Source organism: Nocardioides deserti, from assembly GCF_014266025.1.
Classification (GTDB): Bacteria; Actinomycetota; Actinomycetes; order Propionibacteriales; family Nocardioidaceae; genus Nocardioides; species Nocardioides deserti.
This window is the reverse complement of record NZ_JACMYC010000008.1, coordinates 145,208-162,672: the sequence shown is the minus strand read 5'-3', so window position 1 is coordinate 162,672 and position 17,465 is coordinate 145,208. Positions and strand designations below refer to the sequence as shown.

The following is a 17,465-nucleotide window of genomic DNA, read 5'->3' as shown; positions in this document are numbered from 1 at the left end:
CGGAGGAGCGAAGAACTTCGTGGGGTGGAGATCATCGGTCGACACCTCCCATGACGGGGTCGATGGAGGCGATCGCGACGATGACGTCGGAGATCATCCCGCCCTCGCTCATCACGCTGGTCGCCTGCAGGTTCGTGAACGACGGGTCGCGGAAGTGCGCGCGGAAGGGGCGTGTGCCCCCGTCGGAGACGACGTGGGCGCCGAGCTCGCCGCGGGGCGACTCCACCGGGACGTAGGCCTGGCCGGCCGGGACCCGGAAGCCCTCGGTCACCAGCTTGAAGTGGTGGATCAGCGCCTCCATCGACTCGCCCATGATGTGGCGGATGTGGTCGAGGGAGTTGCCCATGCCGTCGCTGCCGATGGCCAGCTGGCTGGGCCAGCCGATCTTCTTGTCCTCGATCATCACCGGCGCGCCCTCGAGCCCGGCGAGCCGGTCCGCGGCCTGCTCGACGATCTTCAGCGACTCCCACATCTCGTTGAGACGGATGCGGAAGCGGCCGTAGGAGTCGGCGGTGTCCCAGGTCTGCACGTCGAAGTCGTAGGTCTCGTAGCCGCAGTACGGCTCGGACTTGCGCAGGTCCCAGGGGTACCCGGTGCTGCGCAGCACGGGGCCGGTCAGGCCGAGCGCGACGCAGCCCTCGAGGTCGAGCGTGCCGACGTTCTCGAGACGGGCCTTGAAGATCGGGTTGGCGTTGCACAGCGCGGCGTACTCCGGCAGGCGCTTGCGCATGAGCGCCACGAACGCGCGGATCTCGTCCAGCGCACCGGGCGGGAGGTCCTGGGCGACGCCGCCGGGGCGGATGAACGCGTGGTTCATCCGCAGGCCGGTGATCAGCTCGAAGAGGTCCAGCACCAGCTCGCGCTCGCGGAACCCGACCGTCATCACGGTCAGCGCGCCGATCTCCATGCCGCCGGTCGCGATCGCGACGAGGTGGGAGGAGATGCGGTTGAGCTCCATGAGGAGCACCCGCATGACGTCGGCCTTCTCAGGGACCTGGTCCTCGATGTCCAGCAGCCGCTCGACGCCCAGGGAGTAGGTCGCCTCGTTGAAGAACGGGGAGAGGTAGTCCATCCGGGTGCAGAACGTGACGCCCTGGACCCAGGAGCGGAACTCCATGTTCTTCTCGATGCCGGTGTGGAGGTAACCGATGCCGCAGCGGGCCTCGGTCACCGTCTCGCCCTCGAGCTCGAGGATCAGCCGCAGCACGCCGTGGGTCGACGGGTGCTGGGGGCCCATGTTGACGACGATCCGGTCGCTGTCGTCCTCGGCGAGGCCCTCGGCGATCTGGTCCCAGTCCTGGCCGGAGACGGTGAAGACCCGGCCCTCGGTGGTCTCGGTCGAGCTCGCGTACATGTCCTGGTCAGCGGTCATGACTGATCACTCCGAGACGTCGGGGTCCCCGCGGCGTTGTCGGCCGGAGGAGCGAAGCGGGGGAGGTCGAGAACGTCGTGGGGTGACATCAGTTGTAGCTCCGTCGCTGGTCGGGCGGCGGGACGGTGCCGCCCTTGTACTCCACGGGGATGCCGCCCAGCGGGTAGTCCTTGCGCTGGGGGCGGCCCGGCCAGTCGTCGGGCATGAGGATGCGCGTGAGCGCGGGGTGGCCGTCGAAGACCAGGCCAAACATGTCGTAGGTCTCGCGCTCGTGCCAGTCGGCGGTGGGGTACGTCGCCACGACCGACGGCAGGTGCGGGTCGGCGTCGGGGACGGCCACCTCGACGCGGATCCGGCGGTTCCACGTCATCGACAGCAGGTGGTAGACCGCGTGCAGCTCGCGGTCCTTGTCATCCGGGTAGTGCACGCCGCTGACACCGCTGAGCACCTCGAAACGCAGCGACGGGTCGTCGCGCAGCGCGCGGGCGACCGCGGGCAGCCCGTCGCGGCGGACGTGGAAGGTGATCTCGCCGCGGTGGACGACGATCCCCTCGACCGCGTCGGACACGCCGGCGGCGGCGAGGGCCGCGTCGAGCGCGGACGCGACCTCCTCGTGCCAGCCGTCGAGCGGGCGACGGGCGAGGCCGGGGTACACCACCGGCTGCACCAGACCGCCGTACCCGCTGGTGTCGCCGGACCCCTTGGTCCCGAACATGCCGTGGCGGGCGCCGACGGCGCGCACCTCGGGGTCGAGCGTGGCGGGCGCGTTCTCCGGGGACTCGTCGACCGCGCGCTGGTCGGGCGCCTTGCCGGGCTCGTCACCGCTCATCGCAGCAGCCCCTTCATCTCGGAGGTGGGCAGCGCCTGCAGCGCGGCGTTCTCCCGCTCCTCGACCTCGGCGGCACGGTTCGGGCCGAGCTTGGTCTGCTGCACCTGGTCGTGGAGCTTGAGGATCGCGTCGATGAGCATCTCCGGGCGCGGCGGGCAGCCGGGGAGGTACATGTCGACGGGCACGACGTGGTCGACGCCCTGGACGATCGCGTAGTTGTTGAACATGCCGCCGCTCGAGGCGCACACGCCCATCGCCAGCACCCACTTCGGCTCGGGCATCTGGTCGTAGATCTGGCGCAGGACCGGCGCCATCTTCTGGCTCACCCGGCCGGCCACGATCATCAGGTCGGCTTGGCGGGGGCTGGCCCGGAAGACCTCCATACCGAACCGCGCCAGGTCGTACTTCGGGCCGCCACTGGTCATCATCTCGATGGCGCAGCAGGCGAGGCCGAACGTCGCCGGCCAGAACGACGCCTTGCGCATGTAGCCGGCCACGCCCTCGACCGTGGTCAGCAGCACGCCGCTCGGCAGCTTCTCTTCGATACCCATCGTGCAGCCCCTCGGTCAGTCCCAGTCGAGTCCACCGCGGCGCCACTCGTAGGCGTAGGCGATGGTGATGTTGAAGAGGAAGAGGACGACCGCGACCAGGCCGAACCAGTGGAGCTGGTCGAAGTAGACCGCCCACGGGACCAGGAACATGATCTCGACGTCGAAGATGATGAAGGTCATCGCGACCGTGTAGTACTTCACCGGGAACCGCCCGCCGCCGATCGGCTGCGGGGTGGGCTCGATGCCGCACTCGTAGCTGTCGAGCCGTGCGCGGTTGTAGCGCTTCGGCCCGACCAGGGCGCTCATCGCGACCGAGCCGACCGCGAACAGCCCGGCCAGCACGACGAGGGCCAGCACCGGTGTGTACAGCTCCACGGGCACTCCTGTTCGGAACGTCGATCAGCGTCGCTTCTCCGCCCACATGTGACCTTGTGAACCGAATCACTAAGTGGTGCGGGACACATAGTGCCACTCGTCCCGGGATGGCGCACGCCGGGGGTGGGAACCGGCTGCACCCGGTCTGACCTGGGCATTTAGGGCATGCGGACGTTGCCGATATGCATCCCCATCCTGACCTGCGGGAACGCGCGCGTGCACGCCCGGCGTGGTGGAGAACACGCCGGGGCGAGGGTGGCCCGGAGACGGGCCGGCGCGGCTACTTCGACGCGCGGTGGAGGGCGACGATGCCCGCGGAGAGGTCGCGCCACTCGGGGCGCTGCCAGCCGGCCTCGGCGACGAGGTCGGCCAGGCCGCGCTGGTCCGGCCAGGCGCGGATGGACTCCGCCAGGTAGACGTAGGCGTCCGGCGCCGAGGAGACCGTGCGGGCGATCGCCGGCAGCGCCTTCATCAGGTACTCGAGGTAGACGGTGCGGAAGCCGGCGTGCGTGGGGTGGCTGAACTCGCAGACCACCAGGCGCCCGCCGGGCTTGGTCACCCGCCGCATCTCGCGCAGGCCGGCCAGCGGGTCGACGATGTTGCGCAGGCCGAAGGAGATCGTGACCGCGTCGAAGGTGTCGTCGGCGAACGGCAGCCGCGTCCCGTCACCGGCGGTGAACGGCAGGGCCGGCCGCGCCTTCTTGCCGACGCGGAGCATGCCGAGGGAGAAGTCGCACGGCACGACGGTGGCGCCGCGGTCCGCGAAGGGCTGGCTCGAGGTGCCGGTGCCGGCGGCCAGGTCGAGCACCAGGTCGCCCCAGCCGGCGTCGACCGCCTCGATGACCTCGTGCCGCCAGCGGCGGTCCTGCCCGAGCGAGAGGACGTCGTTGGTCAGGTCGTAGCGACGCGCCACCGCGTCGAACATCCGACGGACATCGGTCGGCTGCTTGTCGAGCTCTGCGCGGGCCACGACGGAACCCTACGGCGCCGCTGTCCCCACGGCGTACCCGCGGCTCAGGCGACCGCGTCCCAGGCGGCGTCGACGAGGGCCACGAGGTCCTCGGGCGTCATCGCCCCGGCCGCCGCCTGGACGGTCAGGTCGTCCTCGCTGCGCTGGCAGGAGACGTACGACGGGGTGTCGCCCTGCGGGGCGCCGGCGGCGGGGTCGGCCGCCGCGCGCTGCACGATGCACACCGCGTCGCCCTCGCGGACCAGCTCCTGGGTGGCCCCGCCGGCGGCGGCCGCGTCGGCCTCGCTGATGCGCTCCGGCGCGAACGCGCCGCCGGCGGCGCGGAAGGCCTGCACGGAGACGGCCGTCGACAGGTCCTCGCTGGCGTAGACGCGGGTCTCGGCCGCGTAGTCGTAGACCTCGTCCAGCACCTCGTCGGTGCGCTCGCGGGACGCGGACTCGCGGTCGGCGACGACTCCGGCCTGCTCGGCGTCGTACTGCTCGGCGAACGCCTCGTCCAGGTCGGAGGCCGTGTAGCCGCCCGGCAGCGTGTCGGGCAGGCCGATCGGCTCCTCGGCGCCGGCGTCGCCGTCGACCGTCTTGGGCAGCAGGACGGCGAAGACCACCAGCAGCGCGAGCACCACCAGGCCGGCGACGAGGCCGAGCACGGAGGACTTGGCGGACGGGGTGGCGGGGCTGCTCACGAGGGTTCTCCTGGGTGCTGGCGGTGGGGCGGGGCGACGCTCTCGGGCGCCCCCGGGACGCTAACCGGCCGCCCTGAGGCGTTCCTGAGCGGGTCCGCCTGGGCGGCGGTCGGCGCCGGACCCGCGGGTAGGCTCGGCGGGTGACCACCCGTACGGCTCCGGACGAGCAGGTGTCCGCAGGCCGGCTGGTCGCGCGGACCACGGCGATCGAGCCGGACTCCCCCTCGTCGCCGGGCAGCTCGCTGCTCGACCTCCTCCCCGCGGACGCGCCGGTCACCTGGCTGCGCCGCGGCGAGGGACTCGTCGGCTGGGGCGTGGCCGCGGAGCTGCGGACGCAGGGGCCCACCCGCTTCGCCGACGCCGCGAAGTGGTGGAGCGAGACCGTTGCCCGCACGGACGTGGTCGACGAGGTGCAGGAGCCGGGGACCGGCCTGGTCTCCTTCGGGACGTTCGCCTTCGCCGACGAGCCCGGTGACTCGGTGCTCGTCGTGCCGTCGGTCGTCGTCGGTCGCCGCGGCGACCGGACCTGGGTCACCACCGTCTCGCCGGCCGACGGACCGGAGGTCGACGCGGACGTCCGCGTCCGCGACGTACCCCCTCCGCCCGTCGGGCTGACCTTCGCCGACGGCGCGCTCGACGGCGAGCGCTGGATGACCGTCGTCGCCGACGCCGTCACCCGGATCGCGGGCGGGGAGCTGGAGAAGGTGGTGCTCGCCCGCGACCTGATCGCGACCGCCGCCGACCCCCTGGACGTGCGCTGGCCGCTGCGGCGGCTCGCGAGCGGCTACCCGATGTGCTGGACCTTCCACGTCGACGGGATGTTCGGCGCGACGCCCGAGATGCTGGTGCGCCGCGAGCGCGGCCTGGTCACCTCGCGCGTGCTGGCCGGCACCATCCGCCGCACCGGCGACGACGAGCGCGACCTCGCGCTGGCCGCGACGCTGGCGCGGTCGTCGAAGGACCTCGAGGAGCACGAGTACGCCGTCCGCTCGGTCGCCGACGCGCTCGAGCCGCACTGCTCATCGATGAACGTCCCCGAGGCGCCGTTCGTGCTGCACCTGCCGAACGTCATGCACCTGGCCACCGACGTCAACGGCGTCGTGCACGACGCCGCCACCGTCTCCTCGCTGCAGCTCGCCGAGGCGCTCCACCCCTCCGCCGCCGTCGGCGGCACCCCCACCCCCGAGGCGACCGCGCTCATCGCGCGGATCGAGGGCATGGACCGCGGTCGGTACGCCGGCCCCGTCGGCTGGATGGACGCCTCCGGCGACGGCGAGTGGGGCATCGCCCTGCGCTCGGGCTTCCACGAGGGCGACACCGTCCGACTCTTCGCCGGCTGCGGGGTCGTCGCCGACTCCGATCCCGAGTCCGAGCTCGCCGAGTCGCAGGCCAAGTTCGTCCCCGTCCGCGACGCCCTCGCCGACTGACCACTCCCCCCGCTGGTCGAGCAGCGAACCCTGGCGAGCGTCGACGAGACCCAGTGAGGTGCGCAGGGTCTCGCGGTGGTCGTCCTCTCGCGGTGGTCGTCCGGCCGGCGGGTGGTGCGCTGCAAGGAGAGTCATGGAGAGGGCTGGTTGCGCGCCGTCGTGGTCGAGGCGCTTGGGCGCGGCTGCTTCCCGGCTCACGGCGCACTGAGGTCGACCGCTGTGGTTGCGGTGGGCAAAGGGGGCGACGGGTGGGTTGCGGTCGGCGGGCAGGTGCCTGGTCATCACATCTAGGTCCGCATGTGGAAGGTGACCTGGTTGTCGGGGTGGATCGTGGTCTCGAACCGTGGGTCGTGGATGCGGGCGTGGTGGCGGGGACACAGCAGCCTTGCCTCGTCGAAGTTCGTCTCGCCGCCGGAGAACCAGCTGTCGTCGTGGTGGGCGTGGCAGAGGTGGGCGGGCCAGTCGCAGCCGAGGACGGTGCAGACCCGTTGGGTGACGACGAGGCCGAGGCGTTGGGCGCCGTTGAACAGGCGGGCGGTGCGGCCGAGGTCGAGGAGCTCGGACCGGCTACCCAGCACGGCGGGGATCAAGCCGGCCTCACACGCCATCCGCCGGGCCAGGGAGGCAGAGATGGGTTCGCCGGTCGCGAGGACCGCCCGGCCGACGCCGCTCTTCAGCCCGGTGAAGTCGATCGACACCACGATGGAGGCGTTGAGACCGCCCACCTTCGGCAGCTCGTCCGCTGGCAGGCGTTCGATGAGCTCGCAGAACGCATCCCCCATCCGCTCCGATGACGGTCGGCGCTCCAAGGACCTCCGGCGCGTCCTCGTCAGCTTTCTTGCTGGCCTGATGCTTCGGCGCCGCAAACGCGAGCAGCATCTTCTTCAGCATCGCGCCCTGCAGGGTCGGGATGGAGAACTTCCCGCGGTAGCTGCCCTTCCCGTCCGGCGCCATCGTCAGCCACGCGTTCGCGCGTGCCTCGCGCTCCTCGCGCTCCAGCGCTCGGGCGTCGCGCTCCTCGCCGATCTCGGGTGCCACGACGGTCAGGACGTGCTTGGCGAGGATCGCCAGCGACTTCGGGTCCAGGTCCAGCGCCTCGGTCAGGAGGTGCTTCTCGGCGCGCTCGGGGATGGTCGGGTCCTCGAGGTCGTCGGGCAGCCGGTCGACGCACTCGGTGATGATCCGGGCGTGGTCAGCGCTGATCGCGCCCCCGGCCACAGCGGCTGCGGTGAGTGAATGGCGGTCGATGGACTCGGCCAGCCGCATGCGTCGCTTCGCTGCGGGCCGGTCCTGCTTCGTCTCGTGGCTCCACCAGGACGCGGTATCGGTGGCACCGACCTTGTCGCCGACGGCGCGACGGTCGGCCTCGGCCGCGAGGCGCAGCTCGAGCGCCTCTACGCGAGCACGCAGCCGGGTGGCCTCGAGGAGCGCCTCGGCGACCTCGTCATCCGACATCGACCACACCTGCGAACCTGCAGCCGTGACCTTCTTGGGCGGGCTTCGCCACCGCGCGCCACACCGGGTGCGCACTGTGTCGGAACTCCTTGGCCATGGGTCCACTCAAGCAGCGACCACCGACAGTGACGGCGCTGTTTCCCCAGGTCAGCCACTATGTGGACGCCACATCTGATGAGTTTCCCGCCGCGTTTCGAGACGGGCCTGGCGACCCTCCCCAACCGGCCGCCCGCCGTGAGCCGGGAAGCAGCCGTGAGCAACGGCGTACCTCCCCTCATCGCTGCTCTCACCGCGACCACCCACGGCCTCGAGGCCGAAGGTCGGCTGCCAGGGGTCTGGTCGACGCTCGCCAGGGCTCGCTGCTCGACCAGCGGGAGGGGCGCGTCAGAGGTCGTGGCCGTCGGGGAGGCGGGTGTAGGTCTGACCGGCGGGCTCGAGGAAGCGCTGGAGGTGGCCGTCCACGATGCCGAGGCCGGCCTCGGAGTAGACCCGGTCGTGGATGGCGAGGTTGCGGGGGGCGCCGACCTCGCGGGCGAAGTCGATGGCCTCGGCGACGCGGAGCCACGGCGCGGACACGGGGACGAGCAGCAGGTCGACCGGCTCGCCCGGGCCGGTGAGCGCGTCGCCGGGGTGGAAGACCTTCGTGCCGCCGAGGTCGAGCAGGTAGCCGGAGTTGGTGATCCGCGGCAGCTCGGGGTGGATCACCGCGTGCAGCTCGCCGACGGCCCGCACCGAGATGGACCCGACGGTGAACGACTCCCCCGGCGCGACGACCTGCAGCCGCTCGACCAGGTCCGGAGCGTCGGAGCGGACGTGCGCGGCGACGCCCTCGATCGTGTGCACGGGCGCGTCCGCCCGGCGCAACGTGTCGGCGACGTAGTGGTCGGGGTGCTCGTGGGTGACGAGCACCGCGTCGGCGCCGTCGACGGCGTCCGGGGCGGTGAAGCCACCGGGGTCCAGGACGACGGTCGTGCCCTCGTGCTCGATCCGTACGCAGGCGTGCCCGAGCTTGGTGATCCGCATGACGCCCACCGTAAAGCGCGTGCGGGAGCACGCCCATAGCCCTCACCATCGGGGCCGTGCGCGAGGTCGTCGTCTCCGGTCTGGTCACCGGCTGGGCGATCGCGGTGCCGATCGGCGCGGTCGGCGCGTACCTTGTCGCGCTCACCGCCCGGACCTCCTGGCGCACGGGCGCGGCGGCGGCACTCGGGATCGCCTCCGTCGACGGTGCGTACGCCGCGCTGGCGGTCGTCGCGGGGACGGCCCTGTCCGCGCTGCTCGCCCCCGCCCAGGACGCCCTGCGCACCGGCTCTGGCCTGGTGCTGCTCGTCGTGGCGGCCCTGATGGCCCGAGGGGCCCTGCGCCCCGCTCTCCAAAGCCCTGGCGCGCGGGACGGCGCCGACCCTGAGGTGGTCCCGCTGCGCCCGCGCACGGCGTACGCGCTCTTCGTGGGGATCACGGCGGTGAACCCGACGACGGTGGTCTACTTCGCCGCCGTCGTGCTGGGCCGCGACCTGACCGACGGTGCGGCCGAGGGGACGGTGTTCGTGGTGGCCGCGCTGGTGGCGAGCGCGTCGTGGCAGCTGCTGCTCGCTGGCGGGGGCGCGCTGCTGGGCCGCGCGGTGACGGGTCCGCACGGCCGCCTGCTGACCGGGCTGGGGTCCGCGGTCGTGGTCGCTGGGCTGGCCCTCCATACGATGGTCGGATGAGCTCCACCCCCCACCCCGAGGACCACGCGGACGGCGTGACGATCCGCCCGGCCGTCCTCGACGACGCCGAGGCGCTCGGACAGCTGCACGTGGACTCCTGGGACGAGTCCTACGCGCACCTGGTGCCGGAGAAGGTGCGCGCCGACCGGGAGGAGCACCTCGCCGAGCGGATCGAGGTGTGGCGCGAGATGGTCGCGCTCCACGACCGCACGCTGGTGGCCGAGGCGCCCGAGGGCCTGGTCGGCTTCGCCGGCGCGGGCGAGCCCGACGAGCTGGGGCTGCCGCTGCTGGCGCTCTACGTGCGGGCGCACTGGTGGGGCACCGGCCTGGGCCACCTGCTGTTCGAGGCGACGATCGGCGGCGCGCCGTCGTACCTGTGGGTCCTCGAGCCCAACAAGCGCGCCATCCGGTTCTACGAGAACCACGGCTACCACCCCGACGGCGCGTTCGAGCAGGCCGAGGAGGGCCTCCACATCCGCATGGTGCGGCCGTGAGGCGGCACTTCGACCTCGGCGACCCGACGTTCGACGTCACGTCGGCGGAGGTGCACGCGGCCCGCGAGCAGGACTGGTACGTCGAGACGACGTGGGGCTGGGCGGTGCTGCGGTACGCCGAGGCGTCGGCGCTGCTGCGCGACCGGCGGTTCCGCCAGGGCAACGCCCGGTGGCCGGAGCAGAACGGCATCCACTCCGGCCTCTTCAGCGACTGGTGGGGCGAGACGCTGCTGAGCCTGGAGGGCGACGACCACGCGCGGATCCGGCGGCTCATGCTCCCGGCGTTCAAGAAGCGCTCGATCGAGGCGATGGTGCCCGGCTTCCAGGAGCTCGCCGAGGAGCTCGTCGACGCGTTCGCCCCACGCGGCGAGGTGGAGCTGATCAGCGAGCTCGCCGAGCCGTACGCCGCCCGGATCATCTGCCGGCTGCTCGGGCTCGACGAGTCCCACTGGGAGCAGGTGGCGCACTGGGCCGACGACCTCGGCGCGTCGTTCTCGATCGACGTCGGCAACCAGGTGCCGCGGATCGAGGCGGCGATCGAGGGGCTGACCGGCTACCTCGACGAGGTCGTCGCCGACCGGGCGGCCCACCCACGCGAGGACCTGGTGACCGCGCTCGTGCAGGCCAGCCAGGGCGCGGACGGCGCCGAGCGGCTCAGCCGCCGCGAGCTCGACGTGGCGCTCGTCTTCCTGGCCTTCGCCGGCATGGAGACCACCCGCAACCAGATCGGCCTGGCCGTGCAGACCCTGCTGCAGCACCCCGACCAGTGGCGGCTGCTCGCCGAGCGTCCCGAGCTGGGCCGTAATGCGGTCGAGGAGGTCATGCGGGTGAACCCGACCGTCACCTGGGTGACCCGCGAGGCGGTCGAGGACGTCGACCTCGACGGCCTGCACGTCCCCGCCGGCGGCATCGTGCAGGTGCTCTCCCACAGCGCCGGCACGGATCCGCGCGCGGTGCCGGAGCCGGCGTTCGACATCACCGCCGAGCGGCCGCCGCACCACGGCTTCGGCGCAGGCATCCACCACTGCCTGGGCCACTACGTCGCGCGCACCGACATGGCCGTCGCGCTGCCGCTGCTGGCGCGCCGGATGCCCGACGCCGTCCCCGACGGCCCGGGGCGGTGGCTGCCGGTCTCCGGCAACACCGGCGCGCTGTCCTTCCCGATCCGGTTCACACCGAGCCACTGAGATCAGCGTCTCGTACGATGCCCGCAGCAAGGTTAGGTTCGCCTATCCTCAGTGGGTGCTCTCCCGTCCTCCGACACGACGGGTCGCCCTCGCGACCGACCTCGCCCGATTCGGCGACCGTCCGGCGCTCGTCGAGGGCACCCGCGTCCTGAGCTACGCCGCGCTGGCGGCGCGCGTCGACGAGGTCGGCCGGGCTCTCGGCGGGACCCGCCGGCTGGTCCTGGTGGCGGCCGGCAACGACCTGGGCACCGTGGTGGCCCACCTCGGAGCGCTGGCGGCCGGCCACGTGGTCCTGCTGACCGCGGACCGGGACGAGTCCGTGGCGGAGCTGGTGGCGGCGTACGACCCCGACGTCGTGGTGCGCGGCGGCCGGGTCGAGGAACGCCGCGAGCGCAGCGCGCACGACCTCCACCCCGACCTCGCGCTGCTGCTGTCCACCTCCGGGACCACCGGCTCCCCGCGGCTGGTGCGGCTCGGCGCCGAGGGCGTGCAGGCGAACGCCGAGGCGATCGCGGAGTACCTCTCGGTCCGCGACAGCGACGTGGCCGTGACGACGCTGCCCCTGCACTACTGCTACGGCCTCTCGGTCCTGCACAGCCACCTGGTCCGCGGCGCCCGGGTCGTGCTGACGTCGCTCTCCGTGGTCGACGCCTGCTTCTGGGACCTCGTGCGCGAGCAGCGGGTCACCTCCCTCTCGGGGGTGCCGCACACCTTCGAGCTTCTCGACCGGGTGGGGTTCGGCGCCGAGGCGCTGCCGTCCCTGCGGTACCTCACCCAGGCCGGCGGCCGGATGGCGCCCGAGCGGGTGTGCCGGTACGCCGAGCTCGGCCAGCGCCAGGGGTTCGACCTGTTCGTGATGTACGGGCAGACCGAGGCCACCGCCCGGATGGCGTACCTCCCACCCGACCTGGCCCTGGAGCACCCGAGCGCCGTCGGCGTCGCCGTGCCCGGTGGTCGGCTGCGCATCGACGCGCCGGACCCGTCGACCGGGGTCGGGGAGCTCGTCTACGCGGGCCCCAACGTGATGCTCGGGTACGCCACCACACCGGCCGACCTGGCGCGGCCTCGCGAGGTGGCCGAGCTCCGCACCGGCGACCTCGCCCGGATCGACGACGCGGGGCTGGTCGAGGTCGTCGGACGGGCCGCGAGGTTCGCCAAGGTCTACGGCTTGCGCGTCGACCTCGACCGGGTGGACCACCTGCTCGCCGACGACGGGCTGGTGGCCAGCTGCGCCTCAGACGACGAGCGGCTCGTGGTCGCCGTGCAGCCGCCCGGGCGAGCGGGACGACCCGGGCAGGACCGACGGCTCGAGGCACGGGTCGGCGCGAAGGTGCGGGCGATCACGTCCCTACCGCCGTCGGCCGTCCGGGTCGTCGTCGTCCTCGAGCTCCCGCGACTGGCCAGCGGCAAGCCCGACACCCGCGCCGTCCTGGCGCTCGCGGCGGACGCCCGGCCGCCGGCGCCCGAAGACGTCCGCGGCACCTTCGCGCTGGTGCTGGGTGCCGAGCGGGTCGACGACGGCGACACCTTCGCCTCCCTCGGCGGCGACTCGCTGTCGTACGTCGAGATGACGGTGCGCCTGGAGGAGCTGCTGGGCTCGCTGCCGGCCGGCTGGCACGCGCGTCCCGTCGGCGAGCTGGAGGCGCTGCGGCGCGACGGTGACGCGGCACGGCGGCCGCGACCGCGCAACCGGTCGGTCGAGACGGGCGTGCTGCTCCGGGCGCTGGCGATCACCGCGATCGTCGCCACCCACGGAAACCTCCTCGACCTGACCGGCGGCGCTCACCTGTTGCTGGGGCTGGTCGGCTTCAACCTCGCCCGGTTCCACCTCACCGGCGCCTCCGCGTCCGAGCGCGCCCGACGGCTGCTGCGCAGCACGGCCCGGATCGCCGTGCCGACGGTGGTCTGGGTCGGCACCATGACGATCGTGGCCGGGGCGTACCCGTGGCGCACCGCGCTGCTCCTCAACGGCGTCGCCGGGCCGCCGTCGTGGTCCGAGCCGGCGTGGCACCTGTGGTTCGTCGAGGCGGTCGTCGCCCTCCTGCTCGCCACGGCCGTCCTCGTAGCACTGCCGGGGGTGCACCAGCTCGAGCGGCGCTGGCCGTTCTGGTTCCCGGTCGCGCTCGCCGTCGCGGCGCTGACGACCCGCTACGACCTGGTGTCCCTGCGTGGTGGTGACGAGATCCACCGCGCGCACGTCGTGGTGTGGCTGGTCGCCCTGGGCTGGGCGGCGGCCCGCGCGACCTCCTGGCAGCACCGGGCGGTCGTCTCGCTGCTGCTGGCGTCCACGGTGCCCGGGTTCTTCGGCGACCCCGCCCGCGAGGCGGCGGTCGTGGTCGGCCTGCTCGTCCTGGTGTGGGTGCCGACCGTGCGCCTGCCGTCCGCGGTGGCCCGCGCGTGCGGCACCGTGGCTGGCGCGTCGCTGTGGACCTACCTGACCCATTGGCAGGTCTACCCCCACCTCGAGGACCGGTGGCCCCTCCTGGCCCTGCTGGCGTCGCTGGCGGTCGGGATCGCGGCGCAGCACGCCTGGACGGCAACCACCGCCGCGGCCGGCCGGGTGGGAAGCGGTCTGCGTGCGCCCCGGCGGCCGGAGCCTCAGCGCACGGCGCCCGGGGGCGGCTCGGTCATCGCGACGTCGCCGGACAGCAGCACCGGCCGGGCGCCGGGGACCACGCTGACGGCGACCGGCGTGCCCACCGGGTGACGCACCCCGTGCTGCTGCCAGGAGCGCAGCACGCGCCCGGACGCGAGCCGCACGTGGTGCAGCACGAACCCCCCGTGGTACTCCGTGCGCTCGACCCGGCTGGTCGAGGTCGGGTCGACGCCAAGCGCCACCTCGTGCGGCCGCAGCATGACCTCCACGTCGAGGTCGACCCCGCCCCAGCCGGGCACGGTCGAGACCGCACCGATCTCCGAGGTGAGGAGCGCGTCGTGGACGTGGGCGGGCAGGAAGTCGGCCTCCCCCATGAACGTCGCGACGAAGCGGTTCACCGGGCGTTCGTAGACCTCGGCCGGTGAACCGACCTGCTCCACGACGCCGGCACGCATCACCGCCAGCCGGTCGGCCATGGACAGCGCTTCGGCCTGGTCGTGGGTGACCACCACGGCTGCGCTGCCGGTCTCGCGCAGGGCGGCCAGGGTGTCGCCGCGGACCTGGGCGCGCAGGTTCTCGTCGAGGCTGGAGAACGGCTCGTCGAGCAGGACCACCGCCGGGCGTGGGGCCAGCGCGCGCGCCAGCGCGACGCGCTGCTGCTCGCCGCCGGACAGCTCGTGCGGGTGCCGTCCGGCCAGGTGGCCCAACCCGACGAGCGCGAGCGCCTCGGCGACGCGTGCCGCGCGCTCGGCGCGCGGCAGACCGGCGAGGCCGAAGGCCACGTTGCGGCCGACATCGAGGTGTGGGAAGAGGGCATGGTCCTGGAACACCAGCCCCACGTGGCGGGCCTCCGGAGGCACGAACCGCCGCTGCTCGGCCACAACCACGCCGCCCACGCTCACCCGTCCCGCGTCGGGCCGCTCGAGCCCGGCCACCAGGCGCAGCAGGCTCGACTTGCCGCACCCCGACGGCCCGATGACGGTCAGCACCTCCCCGGGTGCGAGCGACAGGTCCAGCGCCCGCACGGCGTGCACGCGGCCGTAGTGCTTGTCGACGCCCTCGAGTCGCAGCGCCGCGTCGGCACCCGGGGCGCTCATCCGCCCACCCGCGCCATCGGGTCGACCGGGCGCGAGGACCGGTTCAGCAGGGCCACCGGCACCAGCGCCAGGGCCAGGGCCACGATCAGCAGGGCGGGCAGCGCCGCCCGCTCCCAGAAGTTCTCCGAGGCCAGCTCGTAGACCCACACCGACAGCGTCGTGAACCCGAACGGCCGCAGGAGCAGCACCAGCGGCAGCTCCTTGACGGCGTCCACCACCACCAGCGTGAACGCCACCGCCACGCCCGGGCGCACCAGCGGGAGGTGCACGCGGCTGAGCAGCCGGGTGGGCCCGGCGCCCAGGGCGAGGGCGGACTGGGTGACCGTGGGCGGGACGCGCGAGAAGCTCGCGTCGACGGCCTGGTAGGCCGGACCGGTGAAGCGGACGACGTACGCCGCCAGGACGCCGAGGACCGAGCCGGTCGCGAGCAGCCCGGTCCCGCCCTCCGCGCCGAGCGCCACGAGCGCGTCGTTAGCGGCCTGGAACACCACCAGCACACCGATGCCCACCACCGCGCCCGGCACGGCGTACCCGAACGTCGTGACCTGCGCGGCGCCGCGCACCACCCGCCCGCCGCCCAGGCGCAGCGCGTGCGCCATGAGCAGGGACACCAGCACGCACGTGCCCGCGACGACGGCCGCCACGGAGACGCTCGAGCCGAGGTGGTCGACGAACCGCTCGTCGACCAGCGCGCCGGGGTCGTCCGCCAGGGCCGCCGCCGCCCAGGCGCCGAGGCGGAGGACCGGCAGGCCGAACGCGAGCGCGACCACCAGCAGCGCGGTCCCGGTCGCCGCCGCCGCGCGGAGGCCGGTGAGCCGCCGCTCAGCGAGGCCGCGTCCCCGTCCGCCACGCTGGGAGTAGCGGGCGCGCCCGCGCAGCAGCCGCTCCACCGCAAGCACCACGACGGCCGCGACGAGGACCAGGATCGCGACCGCGATCGCCGAGCCGACGTCGAAGGACCCCTTCCACGCGAGGTAGACCCCCACGGAGAGCGTCCGCACGCCGAAGTACTGCACGGTGGCGAAGTCGGTCAGCGTCTCCATCATCACCAGGGCCAAGCCGGCGGCCAGCGACGGCCTGACCAGCGGGAGCAGCACGGTCCGGAAGGCTCGGCCCGGGCCGGCGCCCAGGCTTCGGGCCGCGTCGTGCGCCGTCGGCGCGGTCTCGGCGAGCGCCGCCCGCGTCATCAGGTAGACGTAGGGGTAGAGCGTGAGCACCAGCACCACCGCGGCGCCACCGATCGACCGGACCGGTATCCCGCTCACACCGATCCCGAGGTCGTCGCCGAGGACCGACCGCAGCCAGGTCTGCACCGGCCCGGCGTAGTCGAACGTGGAGAGGTAGACGAAGCCGAGGATGTAGGCGGGCATCGCGAGCGGGAGCACCAGCAGCCAGCCCAGGGTGCGGCGCAGCGGGAAGTCGTAGGCGGTGACCAGCCACGCAAGCCCGGTCCCGAGCACGGCCGTGCCGGCCGCGACGAGGCCGAGCAGCACCGCGGTCGTCACGATCATCGCGCCGGTGCCGCCGGGGGCCCGCACGCCGCCCTGCGCGACGGCGTAGCCCGAGACGCCGACCACGGGGCTCGCGACCGCCGCTGCGACCAGGAGGACGAGCAGCGACCAGCCCGGTCGCCCTGCCCCGCCGACGCGGCGGGCCAGGAGCACGGTCACCGGTAGCCGGCTTCGTCGAGCACCTCGACGGCCTCCGCGTTGAGCGAGCCGTACGCCGCCGCGTCGACCGGCATCCGCTCGAAGTCACCGAACCCCGCGATGAGCTCCTCCGGCTCGACCTCGGGGTTGACCGGGAACTCGTGGTTGCCGTCCACGAACTGGCTCTGGCCGTCCGTGGCGAGCCACTCGATGAGCCGCTGCGCGTCCTCCGGCGCGTCGGAGCCCTCGACGACCCCGGCTCCGGAGATGTTCACGTGGACGCCCTCACCCTCCTGGCTGGCCCAGTACAGGGCGACGCCGAAGTCCGGGTCCTCCTCGAGCATCCGGGCGAGGTAGTAGTGGTTGCTGATGCCGGCGTCGCAGCCGCCGGCGTCGATCGTCTCGAGGAGCTCGACGTCGTTGCTCATGATCTGCACGTCGTTGGCGACCCAGCTCTCGACGATCTCCTGGGCCCGCTCGCGCCCGTGGAGGTCGATCAGGCTCGCCACCAGCGACTGGGTGTAGGACGCGGTCTCGTCGCGCATGCAGACGCGGCCCCGCCAGCGGGGGTCGCCGAGCGCCGCGTAGGTGTCGGTGGGGTCGAGCTCGGAGGGGTCGACCGCCTCGGGGTCGTAGACGACGGTCCGGGCCCGCATCGCCAGGCCCGCCCAACGGCCCTCGGGGTCGCGCAGGTCCGCCGGCACGGCCTCCTCGAGGACCGGGGAGTCCATCGGGGCGAGCTGGCCCTGCTCGGCGGCGTTCCACAGCATGCCCGCGTCGACGGTGATGAAGACGTCGGCCGGGGTGCCCTCCCCCTCGGCCTTGAGCCGCTCGAGCAGCTCGTCGTCGTCGCCGTTGAGGAACTCCACCGTCAGCCCGGTCTCCTCGGTGAAGGCTTCGAAGGCCTGCTCGAGGTCGTAGTGACGGGCGGAGTAGACCTGGATGTCGGCCTCCTCGTCGGAGCCGAGGAAGCCGCAGGCGGAGGTGGCGAGCAGCGGCAGGGCGGCGAGCAGGACGAGCGGACGGCGCATGGGTGGTCCTCAAGAGCAGGAGACGGGGCAGAGCGGGGTA

The 17,465-nt window shown here is 73.2% G+C and carries 16 protein-coding genes and 1 pseudogene; 5 read left to right on the top strand and 12 right to left on the bottom strand.

Translation table 11 applies throughout. The features are described from left to right. Positions 1 to 31 precede the first annotated feature (31 nt). From H7344_RS14795 to H7344_RS14770, 6 genes are all read right to left on the bottom strand, one after another. Positions 32 to 1,372 (bottom strand): NADH-quinone oxidoreductase subunit D, encoded by a 1,341-nt coding sequence (locus tag H7344_RS14795; protein ID WP_186346766.1) that lies wholly within the window; start codon positions 1,370 to 1,372, stop codon positions 32 to 34. Between the two features lie 88 nt (positions 1,373 to 1,460). After that, complete coding sequence (locus H7344_RS14790; protein ID WP_186346765.1) at positions 1,461 to 2,201, bottom strand: NADH-quinone oxidoreductase subunit C; 741 nt, start codon at positions 2,199 to 2,201, stop codon at positions 1,461 to 1,463. Then, entirely contained in the window at positions 2,198 to 2,752 is a 555-nt protein-coding gene (locus H7344_RS14785) for a NuoB/complex I 20 kDa subunit family protein (protein ID WP_186346764.1), read from the bottom strand. Before H7344_RS14785 ends, H7344_RS14790 begins: the two co-directional genes overlap by 4 nt. 15 nt (positions 2,753 to 2,767) lie before the next feature. Then, positions 2,768 to 3,127, bottom strand: coding sequence for an NADH-quinone oxidoreductase subunit A (locus H7344_RS14780; protein WP_166192994.1), 360 nt, complete (start codon positions 3,125 to 3,127; stop codon positions 2,768 to 2,770). Positions 3,128 to 3,407: 280 nt separating this feature from the next. Next, positions 3,408 to 4,097 (bottom strand): demethylmenaquinone methyltransferase, encoded by a 690-nt coding sequence (locus tag H7344_RS14775; RefSeq protein WP_186346763.1) that lies wholly within the window; start codon positions 4,095 to 4,097, stop codon positions 3,408 to 3,410. A 44-nt stretch (positions 4,098 to 4,141) separates the two neighbouring features. Continuing rightward, a complete protein-coding gene (locus H7344_RS14770; RefSeq protein WP_186346762.1) occupies positions 4,142 to 4,780 on the bottom strand; it encodes a hypothetical protein in 639 nt (212 codons plus the stop codon). Positions 4,781 to 4,920: 140 nt separating this feature from the next. On the opposite strand from H7344_RS14770, the gene H7344_RS14765 reads away from it, so the two are divergent. After that, entirely contained in the window at positions 4,921 to 6,207 is a 1,287-nt protein-coding gene (locus H7344_RS14765; protein ID WP_373286526.1) for an isochorismate synthase, read from the top strand. Between the two features lie 287 nt (positions 6,208 to 6,494). Here the strand turns inward: H7344_RS14765 and H7344_RS20775 are convergent, their stop codons facing one another. The 3 genes and pseudogenes from H7344_RS20775 to H7344_RS14750 form a co-directional block, all read right to left on the bottom strand. After that, positions 6,495 to 6,989, bottom strand: coding sequence for an HNH endonuclease signature motif containing protein (locus H7344_RS20775; RefSeq protein WP_229707174.1), 495 nt, complete (start codon positions 6,987 to 6,989; stop codon positions 6,495 to 6,497). A 58-nt stretch (positions 6,990 to 7,047) separates the two neighbouring features. After that, positions 7,048 to 7,662 (bottom strand): annotated as a pseudogene (locus H7344_RS14755) (DUF222 domain-containing protein); the annotation flags it as partial. Between the two features lie 384 nt (positions 7,663 to 8,046). Then, positions 8,047 to 8,685 (bottom strand): MBL fold metallo-hydrolase, encoded by a 639-nt coding sequence (locus H7344_RS14750; RefSeq protein WP_186346760.1) that lies wholly within the window; start codon positions 8,683 to 8,685, stop codon positions 8,047 to 8,049. Between the two features lie 56 nt (positions 8,686 to 8,741). Between H7344_RS14750 and H7344_RS14745 the strand changes: the two genes are divergently transcribed. Genes H7344_RS14745 through H7344_RS14730 form a run of 4 tightly spaced genes read left to right on the top strand, consistent with a single transcriptional unit; the run spans position 8,742 to position 13,759 of the window. Next, positions 8,742 to 9,371, top strand: a complete 630-nt coding sequence (locus H7344_RS14745) for a LysE family transporter (protein WP_186346759.1) — start codon at positions 8,742 to 8,744, stop codon at positions 9,369 to 9,371. Further along, a complete protein-coding gene (locus tag H7344_RS14740; RefSeq protein WP_186346758.1) occupies positions 9,368 to 9,865 on the top strand; it encodes a GNAT family N-acetyltransferase in 498 nt (165 codons plus the stop codon). The genes H7344_RS14745 and H7344_RS14740 overlap by 4 nt, the downstream gene beginning before the upstream one ends. Beyond that, positions 9,862 to 11,052: a cytochrome P450 gene (locus H7344_RS14735; protein ID WP_186346757.1), complete on the top strand. Its 1,191-nt coding sequence runs from the start codon at positions 9,862 to 9,864 to the stop codon at positions 11,050 to 11,052. Before H7344_RS14740 ends, H7344_RS14735 begins: the two co-directional genes overlap by 4 nt. Before the next feature lie 55 nt (positions 11,053 to 11,107). Further along, the gene (locus tag H7344_RS14730) at positions 11,108 to 13,759 is read left to right on the top strand and encodes an AMP-binding protein (protein WP_186346756.1); all 2,652 of its coding nucleotides are present in this window, start codon (positions 11,108 to 11,110) and stop codon (positions 13,757 to 13,759) included. Here H7344_RS14730 and H7344_RS14725 read toward each other — a convergent pair. Genes H7344_RS14725 through H7344_RS14715 form a run of 3 tightly spaced genes read right to left on the bottom strand, consistent with a single transcriptional unit; the run spans position 13,651 to position 17,425 of the window. Beyond that, on the bottom strand, positions 13,651 to 14,745 hold the full coding sequence (locus tag H7344_RS14725) for an ABC transporter ATP-binding protein (RefSeq protein WP_186346755.1): 1,095 nt from the start codon (positions 14,743 to 14,745) through the stop codon (positions 13,651 to 13,653). The genes H7344_RS14730 and H7344_RS14725 overlap by 109 nt on opposite strands. Continuing rightward, positions 14,742 to 16,415, bottom strand: coding sequence for an ABC transporter permease (locus H7344_RS14720; protein WP_186346754.1), 1,674 nt, complete (start codon positions 16,413 to 16,415; stop codon positions 14,742 to 14,744). The genes H7344_RS14725 and H7344_RS14720 overlap by 4 nt, the downstream gene beginning before the upstream one ends. Continuing rightward, positions 16,412 to 17,425 carry an extracellular solute-binding protein gene (locus H7344_RS14715; protein ID WP_186346753.1) on the bottom strand — a complete coding sequence of 338 codons (1,014 nt, stop codon included), beginning with the start codon at positions 17,423 to 17,425 and terminating at the stop codon, positions 16,412 to 16,414. Before H7344_RS14715 ends, H7344_RS14720 begins: the two co-directional genes overlap by 4 nt. Positions 17,426 to 17,465 lie beyond the last annotated feature (40 nt).

Bases quoted from the DNA above. Each gene is read 5' to 3' on its own strand.
- H7344_RS14795 (WP_186346766.1), bottom strand. From the start codon at position 1,372: ATGACCGCTGACCAGGACATGTACGCGAGCTCGACCGAGACCACCGAG.
- H7344_RS14790 (WP_186346765.1), bottom strand. From the start codon at position 2,201: ATGAGCGGTGACGAGCCCGGCAAGGCGCCCGACCAGCGCGCGGTCGAC.
- H7344_RS14785 (WP_186346764.1), bottom strand. From the start codon at position 2,752: ATGGGTATCGAAGAGAAGCTGCCGAGCGGCGTGCTGCTGACCACGGTC.
- H7344_RS20775 (WP_229707174.1), bottom strand. From the start codon at position 6,989: ATGGGGGATGCGTTCTGCGAGCTCATCGAACGCCTGCCAGCGGACGAG.
- H7344_RS14750 (WP_186346760.1), bottom strand. From the start codon at position 8,685: ATGCGGATCACCAAGCTCGGGCACGCCTGCGTACGGATCGAGCACGAG.
- H7344_RS14740 (WP_186346758.1), top strand. From the start codon at position 9,368: ATGAGCTCCACCCCCCACCCCGAGGACCACGCGGACGGCGTGACGATC.
- H7344_RS14725 (WP_186346755.1), bottom strand. From the start codon at position 14,745: ATGAGCGCCCCGGGTGCCGACGCGGCGCTGCGACTCGAGGGCGTCGAC.
- H7344_RS14715 (WP_186346753.1), bottom strand. From the start codon at position 17,425: ATGCGCCGTCCGCTCGTCCTGCTCGCCGCCCTGCCGCTGCTCGCCACC.